This is a genomic window from Nocardioides panacisoli, assembly GCF_039537325.1.
GTDB classification, from domain to species: Bacteria; Actinomycetota; Actinomycetes; order Propionibacteriales; family Nocardioidaceae; genus Nocardioides; species Nocardioides panacisoli.
Genome location: NZ_BAABAH010000006.1, coordinates 101,308 through 116,085 on the forward strand (window position 1 = coordinate 101,308; position 14,778 = coordinate 116,085).

Genomic DNA, 14,778 nt, shown 5'->3' on the forward strand with positions numbered 1-14,778 from the left:
CAGCGGAGGCGCCACTACCCTTGCCGCCATGGCCCGCATCGCCTACCAGGGAGAGCCCGGCGCGAACTCCCACATGGTCTGCAAGCAGAGCTACCCCGACGCCGAGGCGGTTCCGTGCGCCTCCTTCGAGGACGTGTTCGCCGCGGTCACCAACGGCCAGGCCGACCTCGGGATGATCCCGATCGACAACTCGATCGCCGGGCGGGTCGCCGACATCCACCACTTCCTGCCGGACTCCGGGCTGCACATCGTGGCGGAGCACTTCCTGCGCATCCAGTTCATGCTGATGGCGGTGCCCGGGGCGAGCCTGGACACGATCCGGACCGTGCACAGCCACGTGCACGCGCTGGGCCAGTGTCGCAAGGTGATCCGCGAGCTCGGCCTCACCCCGCTGATCTCCGGCGACACCGCCGGCGCCGCGCGGGAGGTGGCCGAGGCCAACGACCCGACGCAGGCGGCGATCGCCCCGCCCCTGGCCGCGGACATCTACGGCCTCCGGATCCTGCGCGAGGACGTCGAGGACGAGGACCACAACACCACCCGGTTCGTCGTGCTGTCCAAGGACTTCGTGCTCGCGCCGCAGGGCAACGGGCCGGTCGTGACCACGTTCGTCTTCAACGTGCGCAACCTCCCGGCCGCCCTCTACAAGGCGCTCGGCGGCTTCGCGACCAACGGGATCAACATGACCAAGCTCGAGAGCTACATGGTCGGCGGCCACTTCGCCGCCACCCAGTTCCTCGCCGAGGTCGACGGCCACCCCGACGACCCCGGACTCAAGCGCGCGCTCGAGGAGCTGGCCTTCTTCACCACCGACATCAAGGTGCTCGGCGTCTACCCGGCCGATCCGTTTCGCGGCTGATCGCCCGGGGCTGACTACAGTGCCGCCATGGCGGCGTACTCCCAGACATCCGGTGCGGACAGCGAGGTGGGCCGCCTGCGGACGGTGATGCTGCACCGTCCCGGGCCCGAGCTGCAGCGGCTGACGCCGCGCAACAACGACCGGCTGCTGTTCGACGGCATCCCGTGGGTCGCGCGGGCGCAGGACGAGCACGACGCCTTCGCGCAGGCGCTGCGGGACCGCGACGTCGAGGTGCTCTACCTGACCGAGCTGCTCACCGAGTGCCTGCGCGAGCCCGAGGCGCGGCAGATCGCGATCGACACCGTGCTCACCGACCTCGACCTCGGGGAGACGCTGCGCGGCTACCTCCGCGGCCTGCTCACCGACGCGACGCCGGAGGAGCTGACGCTGCACCTGACGGCGGGCATCCGCAACGACGAGGTGCGCGACGGGCTGGGCAGCCGCGAGCTCGTGACCAGCCTGCTGCCGGACGACGCGTTCCTCATCGACCCGCTGCCGAACCTGCTCTTCACCCGCGACTCCTCGGTGTGGATCCGCGACCGGGTGGCGATCACCTCGCTGGCGATGCCGGCCCGGCACCGCGAGACCCAGCTGACCGAGCTGATCTACCGGCACCACCCGCGGTTCGCCGCGCACGAGCGGATCCTCGGTCACCACTTCGAGCACGTCGAGGGCGGCGACGTGCTGCTGCTCGCGCCGGGCGTGGTGGCCGTCGGCGTCGGGGAGCGTACGACGCCCGCGGGCGCCGAGCGGCTGGCCCGCCAGGTGTTCGCCGGTGGCCTGGCGAGCACCGTGCTCGTCGTACCGATCGCGCAGGAGCGGGCGACCATGCACCTCGACACGGTGTGCACGATGGTCGACGTCGACAAGGTCGTGATGTACCCCAACGTCGCGCACACGCTGACGGCGTACGCCGTGACGCCCGGCGAGGACGGGCGGCCCGAGGTGGCGGCGCCGGAGCCGTTCCTCGTCGCGGCGGCCAAGGCGATGCAGATCGACACGCTGCACCAGATCGACACCGGGCTCGACCCGCTGACGGCCGAGCGGGAGCAGTGGGACGACGGCAACAACACCCTGGCGCTCGCACCCCGGCTGGCGGTGGCCTACGAGCGCAACGACGGGACCAACGCTCGCCTCGAGGAGGCCGGCATCGAGGTGATCCGGATCGCGGGCTCCGAGCTGGGGTCGGGCCGGGGCGGCCCGCGGTGCATGAGCTGCCCGATCGCGCGTGACGCGTGACGCACTGACCTGACCGCCGTTTGTCGATAGGGTCGGCCCAAGCGCGACTCCGCGTCATGGGGAGAGCAGGGAAAGGGTCAGCGATGGCGACGTTCTTCGAGCACTTCACTCCGCAAGAGGTGGCACGCATCAGCGGGGCAGGCCGCCGCGTCAAGCTGCCGTCCGGGTGGTCCCCGATCTGGGAGGACACGCCCGCCGACAAGGCCTACATCATCCTGACCGGCACCGTCTCGGTCCGCCGCGACGGCAAGGAGATCGCGCAGATCGGCCCCGGGGACATCGTCGGCGAGGCCGCGATCGTCGGCCACAAGCTCCGCAATGCCTCGGTCGTCGCTCTCACGCCGCTCGAGACCATCCACCTCACCGACGAGACGCTGCGGGAGCTGGACGAGGACATGCCGAGCTTCCACCAGGCTCTGCAGGAGGTCGCGCAGTCCCGGATGCCGTCCGAGTGACGGTGTGACTCAGCCCGGACCACCGGACGACGCTGCGCCCGCCGCCGCGCTCGAGGCGCTCGAGGACCTGCTGCTCGGTGGCCATCCGTCGCTGACCCGGGTCGAGGTGTGCGAGCGCGCGGGAGTGGCCCTGGAGGACGCCTCCCACCTCTGGCACCTGCTCGGCTTCCCACACTCCGACGACGACGAGGTGGCGTTCACCGAGACCGACGTCCGGTCGCTGCAGCACACCAAGGCGCTGATCGACCTCGGCATCCTCGACCAGGAGCGCCAGGACGGCCTGGTCCGCACCTGGGGCCGCAGCTTCGCCCGGCTCGCGGAGTGGCAGGTCGACCTGCTCACCGAGGTCTCGGCCGACCTCGGCGTCGACCTCGCGGAGGGGGTGACGGCGCTGTCGGAGCAGGTGCTGCCGCTCGTCGAGGACCTGCAGTCGATCGTGTGGAAGCGGCACCTGATGGGCGCCTGGTCGCGAGTCATGGTCAGCGCGTCCGGAGAGGCGCACCGGGCGGTGTGCTTCGTCGACATCGTCGGCTACACCTCCCGGTCCAAGACGATGACCGACCGCGAGCTCGTGTCGTGGCTCGAGGACTTCGAGAGCGCGGCGCTCGACACGGTCCTCGAGCACGACGGCCGGATCATCAAGAACATCGGGGACGAGCTGCTGCTCGTCACGGACACCGCCGAGCAGGCGGCAGCCATCGCGTGCAAGCTGACCCACCGCGGCGAGGACCCCGACGACCCCTTCCCGTCGGTGCGCGCCGGCGTCGCGTACGGCGACGTCGTCCTGCGGCTCGGCGACGTGTTCGGCCCGGTCGTCAACATCGCCTCCCGGCTCACGTCGGTCGCCCGGCCCGGCACGGTGCTCATCGACGAGGGCACCTACCTGCAGCTGACCGGGCGCGAGCACCACGACGACGACGACGCCCGCGACGAGGACGACCACGACGCTCCCTACCGCCTGCGCCGGCTGCGCCGGCTGTCGGTGAAGGGCTACTCGCGACTCAAGGCCTGGAGCCTCCGGCCCCGCTCGTCCTGACCACGCCGCGCGCAGCCGCGCGGCCCTCAGCCGCGCCAGCCACTCAGCTTTCCCGGGTGCAGCACCAGCCAGACATCGGTGACCAGGCCACCCGCGACCCGGAGGTTGGCGACGGCGTGCACCCGGTCGCCGTCGAGGAGCGCGAAGCCGAGGCCGTCGGCGGTCTCCTTCTCGGCGGGCCGCAGGCGCGGGTTCTTCTTCAGCACCCCCACCAGGAACCGCGCCACCTTGTCCGCCGTGAGCACCGGGTTCAGCGCCGCGCGGGTCAGGCCCCCGCCGTCGGAGCGCAGCGTCACCGACGGGTCGAGCAGCCGGGCGAGGGCGTCGAGGTCACCGCCCGACGCGGCGGCGACGAACGCGCGGACCACGGCGTCGTGCTCGGCGGGGCGCACCACGCCCTCGCGCTGCTCGGCCACCCGGCGGCGCGCGGAGGTCGCCAGCTGGCGGACCGCCGCGGGCGAGCGCCCCACGACGTCGGCGATCTCGGGGAACGGCACCGCGAACACGTCGTGCAGCACGAACGCGACCCGCTCGGCCGGGGTCATCGCGTCGAGCACCACGAGCAGCGCGGTGCTGACGGTGTCGTCGAGGGTGACCCGGTCCGCGGGGTCGGTCGCGACCGAGGCGACCAGGTGCCCGGCCGGTACGGGCTCGGGCAACCACTCCCCGACGTACTCCTCCCGCCGGCTGCGGGCCGACTTCAGCACGTCGAGGCACACCCGGCTCGCGACCCGCGTCAGCCAGGCCTGGGGGTTCTCGATGGCGGCGCGCTCCTCGGCAGGGAGGCGGTACCACCGGAGGTAGGTCTCCTGCACCGCGTCCTCGGCCTCCGCGACCGTGCCGAGCAGCCGGTAGGCGAGCGCGATCAGCCGCCGCCGCTCCGCCATCACCGCGTCGAGGTCGTCCACGGGTGCTCCGTCGGGTCCTGGGGGCATGTCCACACCATCCTGACGAGCCGGCCACCGGGAGTGTGAGCCGGGTGACCTCACGATCCGCCGCGCTGGCTCGTCGATCAGTCGAACGTCCCGGACCGTCCGGGCACTTCCCGAAGGAGACAACCGTGCTGCCCAGCGTCGACCTCAAGCTGTTCCCGGCCGTCTACGAGGCCCAGCTCGCCGCGGAGAAGGCCTCCCAGGAGGCGGCCGAGACCGCCGGCCTGGACCCGCTGCTGGTGGACCTGGTGAAGGTCCGGGCGTCGCAGATCAACGGCTGCGCCTACTGCCTGCGGATGCACACCCGTGACGCCCTCGAGAAGGGCGAGACCACCGACCGACTGGCCCTCGTGGCCGCGTGGTGGGAGTCGCAGTACTTCACCGAGCAGGAGCGCGCGGCGCTGCTGCTCACCGAGCGGATCACCCGGATCGGCGAGGAGCACACGGCCGGCTCCCCGTCGATCGACGTCGCCGCCGTGCTCGACGAGAAGCAGGTCGCGGCCGTGACGGTGCTGGCGATCACGATCAACACGTGGAACCGGATCGCGATCACCAGCCACTACCCCGTCGCGCCCTGAGGCCGCCGGGGCGCGGCGTCAGCGGATCGTGACCTGCCGGTTCGCCAGGCCGGACCTGGCGCTGCGCTCCTCCGCGGTGAGGTCGGACTCGTCGGCCAGCGCCTTGTCGAGCGCGGTCTTGAACGCCGACGCGGCGTCCTCGAGCGGCTCCGGCCCGGTGCCGACGGGGAGGTCCCACACGGGCGCGAGCAGCCCGTGAGCGCGGAACATCCCCACCAGCCGGGCATCGGGCACGATGACGTCGGCACCGCTGACGTGCAGCCGCGCGAGCGCGGTGAGCAGCTGGTCCTCCGGCTCGGGCATCACCCAGCGCAGGTGCTCCTTGGCGCCCATCCGGGTCCAGTACGCCGCCTCGACCTCGGTCAGCCGGCTGGTCGGGGCGGCCGCGCCCTCCGCCTGCTCGAGCGCCGCCCGCAGCTCCGGCGACTCCTCCATGTCGGCCACCCAGTAGTCGAAGCCCTCGTGCACGGTGATGCTCAGCGGCTGGTCGGCGACCAGGTCCTGGATCCGCGGGCCCTCGCCCGGCGGCTCGGTCAGGCCGACCGCTCCGGCCCCCGGCTCGGCGGCGAGCGCCTCCAGCAGCACGGCACCGAGGTCGCGCGCGACGTCGCCGAAGTCGTGCTGGACCTGCAGGCCGAGCCACACCTCGCCGCTCTCGCGCACCATCGCCGGGGTCGCGGCCGGGAGCAGCGTGCAGAGCTTGACGGTGCGGTCGGCGTACTCGCCCTGCAGCGGGAGCGGGGCGGTCGCGGCGGGCACGAGCTCGCGCATCGCGACGATGTCGCACTCCGAGGGGAGCCCCTCGAACGGCCGCTTGACGAAGACCTGGCCGCCACCGGGCGCGCCGTGGCACGCCTTGTAGCGCTTGCCCGAGCCGCAGGGGCAGGGCTGGCGCGGCCCGATGCCGGACGCGTCTGCGGGCGCGGGGGCGGACTTGGTCCGGGAACGCTTGGCCATGGGCCGAACCTACTGGGCGGCCCGATCCCGCTGGTCGAGCAGGTCGAGGATGTAGGCCGGGCGGTCGCTGATGACGGCCTTCACGCCCGCCGCCAGGCAGCGGTCCAGGTCCTCCTCGGTGTTGACCGTCCACACGTGGATGTCGCGGCCGCTCTTGGTGATGCTGTCCGCCAGGCCCGGCCAGTCCCGCAGCAGCCGGATGCCCGGCCCGACGATCCAGTCCTTGCCGATCACCCGCCGGACCATCGGCCAGGTGGAGCCGCGGTCGAGCAGCTGGACCAGCCGTACGCCGTGCGCGAGCCGCTCGACGCGCTGCAGGGCGGTGAACGAGAAGCTCATCACCCGGACCGGGGACTGCTCGGTCTCCCAGCCGAAGTCGCGGAGCATCTCGACCAGTCGCTTCTCGACCAGGCCGCCGTAGCGCGTCGGGTGCTTGGTCTCGATCGCGACCTCGACCCGGCGGTCGTAGTCCGCGACGGTCTCCAGCAGCTTGCGGAGCGTGAGCACGCCGTCGAGCGTCTCGTCGCGGTCGGGCGCCTCGTCGTCGAGGTCGGACCAGGGGTTCTTCCACGCGGCGAAGTCGAGCTCGGCGAGCTCGGCGAGCTCCATCGTGGAGACCCGGCCGCGCGTCGACGCCGTACGGCGCAGCGTGCTGTCGTGCACGCAGACCAGGTGCCCGTCGGCCGTCAGCCGGACGTCGCACTCGAGGGCGCCGGCGCCCTCGTCGAGCGCCTCGACATAGGCGCCGAGGGTGTGCTCCGCCATCTCGTGGCTCGCGCCGCGGTGGGCGACGACCTGCGGTCGCATGCCTCGATTGTGACGGGATTTGCCATGCGATGCGCGCTCGTTCCGCGAGATGTCGTGTGATCCACAGCCACGTCTCAGGGTCGCACCGCGGATCGACTCCGGGGGCGACCAGGGACGGCCCCCGATGTGGACGGTGCCGGGATCGAGCGAGACTCGATGCATGAGCAACTACCACTCCCCCGAGCCCGGCTCCTACGGCTCGCCCAAGCGACTCGTGCGCCGCACCGACGACAAGATGATCGCCGGCGTCTGCAGCGGCGTCGCCGCCTACACCGGCCTCGACACCACCCTCGTCCGGATCCTCCTCGTCGCCGCCGTCGTCTTCGGCTTCGGCAGCGGGATCCTGCTCTACCTGGTCGGCTGGCTGCTGATGCCCCAGGCCTAGCCACTCCGTGCCCGGCTCCGCCTAGCCTCTGCGGGTGACCTCCCCGGAAGAAGCCCTCGCGGCGCGGCTGCGCGCCGCTGGCTGCGTGTTCGCCGAGGAGGAAGCGGCGCTGCTCCTGGACGCGACCGACGACCCGGCGGTCCTCGAGGACCTCGTCGCCCGGCGTGCGGCCGGCGAGCCGTTGGAGCAACTGCTCGGCTGGGTCGACTTCGCCGGCACCCGGGTCCTGGTCGGGCCCGGGGTCTTCGTGCCCCGGCAGCGCACCGCACTGGTGGTGGACGTCGCGACCACGCTCCTGGGCAAGGGCGACGTCGTCGTCGACCTGTGCTGCGGCGCCGGCGCCCTCGGTGCCGCAGTCGCCGCCAGGGTCCCCGGCGTCGAGGTGCACGCCGTCGACGTCGAGCCGCCCGCGGTCGCGTGGGCGCGGCGCAACCTGGAGCCGCTCGGAGGCAGGGCGTACGTCGGCGACCTCGACGCGCCGCTGCCGGACTCCCTCCGCGGTCGGGTCGCCGTGGTGGTCGCGAACGCCCCGTACGTCCCGACCGGACGGATCCGCGACATGCCCGCCGAGTCCCGCGACCACGAGCCGCGCGTGACCGTCGACGGAGGCGCGGACGGGCTGGCGGTGCTCCGCCGGGTGGTCGCGCGATCGCCGTACCTCCTGCGTCCCGGCGGCCACCTCGTGGTCGAGGCGGGACGGGACCAGGTGCCGGCGCTCGTCGAGGCGTTCGGCGAGGCGGGCTTCGACTCCGTCGAGCACCACGAGGACGACGAGCGCGGGGCGCACACGATCGCCGGGAGGCTGCTCAGCGCAGCTGGGTCGTGAGCAGGTAGGACCCGCCGAAGGCCGCGAGCAGCACGATGACGAAGAGCAGCACCGGCAGGACGAGGCTGCGTCGCGGGGCAGCCTGGACGTCCGGCACCGGTTGCGGTGAGACCAGTGTGTGCCGGTCGGCGACCGGCCCGGCCGGCATCTGCTCGGTGGGCGGGTCCGCCGCCGCCGGGACCGGCCGGCCGGTCGGAGGCCCGACCGGTCGCGCCTGCGGAGCGGCCACGACCGTGCTGGGGGCGGGCGGCGGGGCGGGCCGGGCCCCGGCGCGGCGTACGGCGGCCACGAGCTCCTCGATGCTGGCCCAGCGGCGGTCCGGCTCGGGCTCGAGCGCCTTCAGCAGGGCGTCGTCCCACTCCGGCGCGACCCGCACCAGCCGGGAGGGGGCCGGCGGGAGCGACCAGCCGACCGCGCCGGCGAGACCGCTCTCGCGCACCAGGCGCCCGGTGAGCAGCACGTAGGCGACCGCCGCGAGCGCGTGCACGTCGGCGCGCTTGTCGATCCCGAGGCCGGTGGCCTGCTCCGGCGCCATGTAGGCCGGCGTGCCGACCACCTGGGTCAGACCGCTGGCGTGCAGCACCGCCTTCGCGACGCCGAGGTCGGCGACCAGGACGCGGGTGCCGCCCTCCGGCGTGGAGCGCAGCAGCAGGTTCTGCGGCTTGATGTCGCGGTGGATCACCCCGTTGCGGTGCAGCACCGAGACACCGTCGCCGGCCTGGGTGATGAGGTCGGCGACCTGCTCGGGCGGCAGCGGCCGTCCCGGCTCCAGCAGCATGGCGAGCGAGCCCCGGTCGGCGTAGGACATGACGAAGTACGGCGTGCCGTCCGCCTCGCCGATGTCGTAGACCCGAACCACGTGGTCGGAGTCGGCTCGGCGGAGGATCCGGGCCTCCTCCAGGAACCGCTCGCGGATGTCGTGGCGGACGGCCCAGTTGTCCGCGAGCGCCTTGACGGCGACGAGCGAGTCGAGCTCGTCGTCGCGGTAGAGCCACACCGTTGCGAAGCCGCCGACCCCGATCCGGTCGAGCCGGCGCAGGCGTCCGAGGCGCTCCGGGAGTGACACGCGCCGTATTCTGCCTCACACGGAGGCCCGTGAACGGGCCCGCGCCCGAGGGGTTCAGGCACATGTACGAAGCCGAGGTCGACCTCGACGAGCTGGCGATGCGCGCCGCGAACGGGGACCGTGACGCGCTCGAGGACCTGCTCGCCGCCATCCAGCCGCGGGTACGGCGGATCTGCGGGCGGATGCTGCTCTACCCCGAGGACGCCGAGGAGGCGGCCCAGGACGCGCTGCTGCTGGTCGCCACGAAGATCGGGTCGTTCGCCGGGCGCAGCAAGTTCACGACCTGGCTGCACGCGGTCGCGTCGAACAGCGCCCGGACGACGTACCGCACCCTGAAGCGGCGCGCCGCCGAGCGCTCGGTCGACGAGCTTCCCGTCAACGCCGACCCGCGTACGACGAGCGTGATCGCGGGCAGCCGGCTGGACCTGCTCGAGGCGCTCGAGGTCCTCGGCGCCTCATCACCGGAGCTGGTCGAGCCGCTGGTGCTGCGCGACGTGCAGGAGCTCGACTACAACGAGATCGCGCGGCTCCTCGACATGCCGCTCGGCACCATCAAGTCGCGGATCCACCACGCGCGGCAGGCGGTCCGGCCGCTGCTGCGCGTGCACGACTAGTCCCCAGCCGCCCCTTCGCGGAGCATCAACAGTGTGAGGGCAGCCAGCGACTTCGAGTCGACGATCCGGCCCGTCCGGATCATCCGCTCCACCTCGGCCCGGGTGAACCAGGACGACACCATGTCCTGCTCCTCGGGCTCGCGTTCCGGCTCCCCGGGGGTGAGGTCGGTCGCCAGGAACACCGCACAGCGCTGGGTCAGCGTCCCCGGCGAGGAGTCGAGCGTGCCGAGCAGCTCCAGCCGCCCGGCGGACAGGCCCGTCTCCTCGCGCAGCTCTCGGGCGGCCAGCGCCTGCGGGTCGGCGTCGTCTCCGGCATCCTGGGTGCCAGCGGGGAACTCCCACCGGCGGGCGCCGACCGGGTGCCGGTACTGCTCGACCAGGTGCAGCCGGCCGTCGTCGACCGGCACGATCAAGGCGACGTCGGGGCTCTCCACGACGGCGTATCCGCCGGTCGACCCGTCCCGGCGGCGGAGGGTGTCCTCGCGGACCGAGAACCACGGGTTGGCGTAGGCCTTCGTGGTGTCGAGGATCTCCATGCGGCGATTGTGCCCGGCCTCCGACTACTCCCAGGCGGACCGGCTGGCCGACAGTCCGAGCTCGCGGCCGCTCCACCGCCGGCGCAACCATCGGTCGTGGGAGGCGAGGACGACCGTCCCGGGGCTGGCGTCGATCGCCTCCTCGAGCTCGCCGACCAGCGCGAGGGAGATGTGGTTCGTCGGCTCGTCGAGCAGCAGCAGGTCGGGCGCGGTGGCGACCGCGACGGCGAGCGCCAGCCGGCGGCGCTGGCCGACGGAGAGGGCACCGACCGGCCGGGCGCGGTCGCGGGGGTGCAGCAACCCCAGCGTGTGCAGCGGCCGGGTCTCGGCGAGCGCCTCCCCCACCTGGTCGCGGTAGACGGTCGCCGCCGGGCGGGCCGGGTCCGGGAAGTCCGGGTCCTGGGTCAGCTCGGCCACCCGGCGCGCGGTCACGTCGACCGTCCCGCTGGTCGGGGCGATCCGGCCGGACAGCACTCCGAGCAGCGTGGACTTGCCCGCCCCGTTGGGGCCGGTGACCAGCAGGTGCTCGCCTCCGGCGACGTCGAGCCGCGGGAGGTCGAGCCGGTCCGTGACGACCAGCCCGCGGGCCACCACCATCCGGCCGCCCGGAGCCGTCCCGGCGGTGAGGTCGGTGGCGAGCCGCAGCGGCGCCGGTGGCTTCGGCACCTGCGTCCGCTCGGCCTCCTCGAGACGCCGCTCGGCGTCGCGCTTGCGCCGGGCGAGCGTGCGATCGACGTTCTGGCCCTTGAAGTGGTGGATGAACTTGTCGTTGTCCGTGGGCCCACGCCCCGGAGCGATCGCACCGGTCCCGATCCGGGTCGCCGCGCGCAGCCGGTCCAGCTCCTCCTGCTGCGCGGCCCAGGCGTCCTCCCAGCGCCGCCGCGCGTCGCGCCGGGCCTGCTCGTACGCCGACCAGCCCCCACCGAACCGGCGGCCGCCACTGCCGTCGGTGCCGAACGCCGACGGGTCGAGGTCGACCAGGTCGGTCGCCGCGTCGTCGAGGAAGACCCGGTCGTGGCTGGCGAAGAGCACCACGCCGGGCAGGTCCTTCAGGAACCCCGTCAGCACGGCGACGGCATCGTCGTCGAGGTGGTTGGTCGGCTCGTCGAGCAGCAGCGCGAGCGGGCGCCGGGTCATCATCGTCGCGATCGCGAGCCGGGTGCGCTGGCCGCCGGACAGGGTCCCGACCGCGCGGTCGGGGGCGAGGCCGCCGAGGCCGAGCTGCTCGGCCGACGTCAGCGCCCGACGGTCGGCGTCCCACGCGTCGTGGTCCAGGGCGAACTCGAGCGCACGGGAGTACGCCGCCTCGGAGGAGGGGTCGTCGAGGCGGTCCGCCAGCCGCTCGACCGCGGCGACCGCGGCGCGCAGCGGGCGCAGCGTGCTCGCGAGGACGTCGGCGACGGTGTCGGCGTCGGCGAACGGCGGCTCCTGCGTGAGCAGCACCAGGTCGTCGGGCCGCGCGACCTCACCGGCGACCGCCGCCGACCGCGGGAGCGTCCCGGCGACCGCCCGGAGCAGCGTCGACTTCCCGACGCCGTTCTCGCCGACCAGGCCGATCCGCCGGCCGGGCTGAGCGATCACGTCGATGCCGTCGAGGACGACGCGGGCCCCGTAGGAGACCGAGAGGTCGCGGACGACGACGGGCTGGAGGGTGGAGGTGGGAGAGCTTGCGGACACGACGGAGGCCTCTCGGAGAGGGAGGGACTCGCCGGGCACGGGCCGCGGGCGCGAGTCTGTTCAGCCGTCGATGAGCATGATGCGACCAGTCTAGAGGCGGCCCACCGGCGGCCGCGACCGGTTAACGGTCAGGCCTGGGTGCGGAGGTAGCGCCCGAAGTGCGGCACCGTGAAGGCGATCCGGCCGCGCTCGCCGGAGTAGATGAGGCCCTTCTTCAGCAGCGCGTCGCGCGCCGGGGACAGCGACTGCGGCTTCTTGCCGAGGACCGCGGCCACGTCGGCCGTGGCGACGGCGCCGACCGGGTCCTCACCGAGCTGCACCGCAGCGTCGGCCATCGCGCGGAGGTAGTCGCGCTCCCCCGGCGTGGCGCGGTCGTAGCGCGACCCGAAGAACCCGACCGCCAGCTCCCGCTCGGCCTCCGGGGCGGCGACGGCGACGTCGTCCGCGGTGATCGGCGAGCGCGGGGCGAGGTCCCAGACGCTCTTGCCGTAGGCCTGGATGAAGTAGGGGTAGCCGCCCGTCGCGGCGTACATCGCGGCCAGGGCCTCGTCGTCGTACGCCGCCCCCTCCTCGGCCGCCGGCGCGACCAGCGCCCGGTCCGCGGCCTCGCGGCCGAGGCGGTCGATCCGTTGGTAGGAGAAGAGTCGCTCGGAGTAGGACTTGCTCGCCGAGAGCACCGCCGGGAGGTGCGGCAGGCCCGCGCCGACCACGATGACGGGGAGCCCGGTCTGGCTGAGCTCGTGGCAGGCCGCGCAGAGTGCGGAGACGTCGGCCGCGCCGAGGTCCTGCATCTCGTCGAGGAAGATCGCGACACCCTTGCCCGTGTCGGCCGCGAGCCCGCCGACGTCGCTGAGCAGCTCGACCAGGTCGATCTCGATGTCGCCGGAGTCGGCGCGACCGCGGACGACGGCAGCGTCGATCCCCGGGCTCCAGCGGTCGCGCAGCTTGGCATCGGCGCCGGCCTCGCGCTCGACGAACGACCGCACGACTCCCAGGACGTGCTCGGCCTGCTCGGCCTCCGGGTGGCCGAGCTCGCGCACCGCCTGGTGCAGGGCACCGCTGAGCGGGCGCCGCAGACCCTGGTCCGGCCGTGCCTCGAGCTTGCCGGTGCCCCATCCCTTGCGCACCGCGGCGCTGCGTAGCGCGTTGAGCAGGACCGTCTTGCCCACGCCCCGCAGCCCGGTGAGCACCAGGCTGCGCTCGGGGCGGCCGCGTTGGACCCGCTCGAGCACCACGTCGAACGCCGCCAGCTGCTCGTCGCGGCCGGCGAGCTCGGGCGGCCGCTGGCCGGCACCGGGCGCGTAGGGGTTCCGGATCGGGTCCACGATCGGACCGTATCGAGGCCTCTAGCCGGATCCCTAGATTCGGCTAGCGTGTCGGATCGACCGGCGCTACTAGGCTGTGGGGGTGCCCGAGCTGCCCGAGGTCGAAGCGCTGGCCCTGGACCTGAGGGGCCGGCTGGACGGCCGCGCCATCACCAAGGTGCACGTGCCCCAGTTCAGCGCGCTCAAGACCTACGACCCGCCCCTCAGCGCGGTCGAGGGCACCCTCGTCGACGGGGTGTCGCGGCACGGCAAGTTCCTCGACATCGAGGCGAGCGGCGTGCACCTGGTGCTGCACCTCGCCCGCGCGGGATGGGTGCGCTGGAAGGACGAGGTGCCGTCGATCCCGCCCCGTCCGAGCACCAAGTCCACCCTCGCCGTGCGGATCGTGCTCGACTCCGGCGACGCAGCGCCCGACGCGCCCAGTCCCGGGCTCGACATCACCGAGGCCGGGACCAAGAAGTCGCTCGCCCTGTACGTCGTCCGCGACCCCCAGGACGTTCCCGGCGTCGCGTCGCTCGGTCCGGACCCGCTCACCGACGACTTCACCCGGGACGTGCTCGCCGCGATCCTCGAGCGGGAGGGCCGCAAGCAGATCAAGGGCGTGCTGCGGCACCAGGGGACGATCGCGGGCATCGGCAACGCCTACTCCGACGAGATCCTGCACGCCGCACGGATGAGCCCGTTCAAGGCCTCGAACAGCCTGACCGACGAGGAGCTGGAGACGCTGTTCGTCGCGGTGAAGCAGACCCTCGGCGACGCCGTCGAGCGCTCGCGCGGGCTCGCCGCGAGCGAGCTCAAGGCCGAGAAGAAGTCCAACCTCGCCGTCCACGGCCGCACCGGCGAGAAGTGCCCGGTGTGCGGCGACATCGTGCGCGAGGTCTCCTTCGCGGACTCGAGCCTGCAGTACTGCCCCACCTGCCAGACCGGCGGCAAGCCGCTGGCCGACCGGCGGATGTCCAGGCTGCTGAAGTAGCCGCTACGCGTGGTGGCCGTGCGTCAGGGCGTGTCCCTTGCCGCGCCGCAGCAGGTACCAGTTGACCGGCACGGCCGCGACGAACGCGACGGCCAGCGAGAGCAGCAGGCTCACCCAGAACGTGAGGTCGAGCAGCCCGGCGGTCATGGCGCCCGGGTAGACGAGCACCACCAGGTTGTCGACGACCTCCATCGTGAGGATCGAGAGGGTGTCCGCGGCGAGCACCAGCCCGAGAGCGGTCGGAAGGCCGAGCCCGCCCTTCAGCAGCGGCAGCGTGGACAGCGCGTAGCCGAACACGAAGGCCAGCGCGATCGAGATCGCCACCGTCGGGGTGTTGCCCAGACCCGCGGCGGCGCCGATCACCAGACCCGCGATCTCGCCGATCGCGCAGCCGGTCAGGCAGTGCAGGGTCGCGGCCACCGCCATCGCAAGGGTGTCATCCTTGCCCTGGTGGCTCTGGTGGCCGTGCGCGTGCTCGTGCTCCAAGTCGTCCATGTCCGTCACCAACTTATA

The 14,778-nt window shown here is 73.1% G+C and carries 17 protein-coding genes; 9 read left to right on the top strand and 8 right to left on the bottom strand.

The features are described 5' to 3' along the window. Nucleotides 1-28 precede the first annotated feature (28 nt). The 4 genes from ABD709_RS10580 to ABD709_RS10595 all read left to right on the top strand — a co-directional run bounded on the left by ABD709_RS10580 (nt 29) and on the right by ABD709_RS10595 (nt 3,589). Nucleotides 29-859 (top strand): prephenate dehydratase, encoded by an 831-nt coding sequence (locus ABD709_RS10580; RefSeq protein ID WP_344775098.1) that lies wholly within the window; start codon nt 29-31, stop codon nt 857-859. A gap of 27 nt (nt 860-886) precedes the next feature. Continuing rightward, the gene (locus tag ABD709_RS10585; RefSeq protein WP_344775100.1) at nt 887-2,098 is read left to right on the top strand and encodes an arginine deiminase; all 1,212 of its coding nucleotides are present in this window, start codon (nt 887-889) and stop codon (nt 2,096-2,098) included. An 83-nt stretch (nt 2,099-2,181) separates the two neighbouring features. Further along, nucleotides 2,182-2,553: a Crp/Fnr family transcriptional regulator gene (locus ABD709_RS10590; protein ID WP_344775102.1), complete on the top strand. Its 372-nt coding sequence runs from the start codon at nt 2,182-2,184 to the stop codon at nt 2,551-2,553. A 4-nt stretch (nt 2,554-2,557) separates the two neighbouring features. Beyond that, nucleotides 2,558-3,589 carry an adenylate/guanylate cyclase domain-containing protein gene (locus ABD709_RS10595; protein WP_344775104.1) on the top strand — a complete coding sequence of 344 codons (1,032 nt, stop codon included), beginning with the start codon at nt 2,558-2,560 and terminating at the stop codon, nt 3,587-3,589. A gap of 26 nt (nt 3,590-3,615) precedes the next feature. Here the strand turns inward: ABD709_RS10595 and sigJ are convergent, their stop codons facing one another. Further along, nucleotides 3,616-4,524 (bottom strand): RNA polymerase sigma factor SigJ, encoded by a 909-nt coding sequence (gene sigJ, locus ABD709_RS10600; protein WP_344775106.1) that lies wholly within the window; start codon nt 4,522-4,524, stop codon nt 3,616-3,618. Between the two features lie 125 nt (nt 4,525-4,649). Here sigJ and ABD709_RS10605 point away from each other — a divergent pair, with 125 nt between their 5' ends. Continuing rightward, entirely contained in the window at nt 4,650-5,099 is a 450-nt protein-coding gene (locus tag ABD709_RS10605; protein WP_344775108.1) for a carboxymuconolactone decarboxylase family protein, read from the top strand. A gap of 18 nt (nt 5,100-5,117) precedes the next feature. Here ABD709_RS10605 and ABD709_RS10610 read toward each other — a convergent pair whose 3' ends face one another. Both ABD709_RS10610 and ABD709_RS10615 read right to left on the bottom strand, forming a co-directional pair. After that, nucleotides 5,118-6,056: a DUF5926 family protein gene (locus tag ABD709_RS10610; protein WP_344775110.1), complete on the bottom strand. Its 939-nt coding sequence runs from the start codon at nt 6,054-6,056 to the stop codon at nt 5,118-5,120. Between the two features lie 9 nt (nt 6,057-6,065). Further along, entirely contained in the window at nt 6,066-6,863 is a 798-nt protein-coding gene (locus ABD709_RS10615; protein WP_344775112.1) for a glycerophosphodiester phosphodiesterase, read from the bottom strand. 160 nt (nt 6,864-7,023) lie between these two features. On the opposite strand from ABD709_RS10615, the gene ABD709_RS10620 reads away from it, so the two are divergent. Continuing rightward, entirely contained in the window at nt 7,024-7,248 is a 225-nt protein-coding gene (locus ABD709_RS10620) for a PspC domain-containing protein (RefSeq protein ID WP_344775114.1), read from the top strand. A 34-nt stretch (nt 7,249-7,282) separates the two neighbouring features. After that, nucleotides 7,283-8,074, top strand: a complete 792-nt coding sequence (locus ABD709_RS10625) for a putative protein N(5)-glutamine methyltransferase (RefSeq protein ID WP_344775116.1) — start codon at nt 7,283-7,285, stop codon at nt 8,072-8,074. On the opposite strand, the gene ABD709_RS10630 is transcribed toward ABD709_RS10625, so the two are convergent. Then, nucleotides 8,055-9,140 (bottom strand): serine/threonine-protein kinase, encoded by a 1,086-nt coding sequence (locus ABD709_RS10630; RefSeq protein WP_344775118.1) that lies wholly within the window; start codon nt 9,138-9,140, stop codon nt 8,055-8,057. The genes ABD709_RS10625 and ABD709_RS10630 overlap by 20 nt on opposite strands. Before the next feature lie 62 nt (nt 9,141-9,202). Between ABD709_RS10630 and ABD709_RS10635 the strand changes: the two genes are divergently transcribed. Next, nucleotides 9,203-9,754, top strand: a complete 552-nt coding sequence (locus ABD709_RS10635; RefSeq protein ID WP_344775120.1) for an RNA polymerase sigma factor — start codon at nt 9,203-9,205, stop codon at nt 9,752-9,754. Here ABD709_RS10635 and ABD709_RS10640 read toward each other — a convergent pair. From ABD709_RS10640 to ABD709_RS10650, 3 genes are all read right to left on the bottom strand, one after another. After that, nucleotides 9,751-10,290 carry an NUDIX domain-containing protein gene (locus ABD709_RS10640; protein ID WP_344775122.1) on the bottom strand — a complete coding sequence of 180 codons (540 nt, stop codon included), beginning with the start codon at nt 10,288-10,290 and terminating at the stop codon, nt 9,751-9,753. The genes ABD709_RS10635 and ABD709_RS10640 overlap by 4 nt on opposite strands. Before the next feature lie 24 nt (nt 10,291-10,314). Next, nucleotides 10,315-11,967 carry an ABC-F family ATP-binding cassette domain-containing protein gene (locus ABD709_RS10645; RefSeq protein ID WP_344775124.1) on the bottom strand — a complete coding sequence of 551 codons (1,653 nt, stop codon included), beginning with the start codon at nt 11,965-11,967 and terminating at the stop codon, nt 10,315-10,317. 128 nt (nt 11,968-12,095) lie between these two features. Then, nucleotides 12,096-13,292 carry an ATP-binding protein gene (locus ABD709_RS10650; protein WP_344775126.1) on the bottom strand — a complete coding sequence of 399 codons (1,197 nt, stop codon included), beginning with the start codon at nt 13,290-13,292 and terminating at the stop codon, nt 12,096-12,098. A gap of 82 nt (nt 13,293-13,374) precedes the next feature. Here ABD709_RS10650 and ABD709_RS10655 point away from each other — a divergent pair, with 82 nt between their 5' ends. Next, nucleotides 13,375-14,265, top strand: a complete 891-nt coding sequence (locus ABD709_RS10655; RefSeq protein ID WP_344775128.1) for an Fpg/Nei family DNA glycosylase — start codon at nt 13,375-13,377, stop codon at nt 14,263-14,265. Between the two features lie 3 nt (nt 14,266-14,268). Here ABD709_RS10655 and ABD709_RS10660 read toward each other — a convergent pair whose 3' ends face one another. Beyond that, nucleotides 14,269-14,760 carry a DUF4396 domain-containing protein gene (locus ABD709_RS10660; RefSeq protein ID WP_344775130.1) on the bottom strand — a complete coding sequence of 164 codons (492 nt, stop codon included), beginning with the start codon at nt 14,758-14,760 and terminating at the stop codon, nt 14,269-14,271. Between the last annotated feature and the right edge of the window lie 18 nt (nt 14,761-14,778).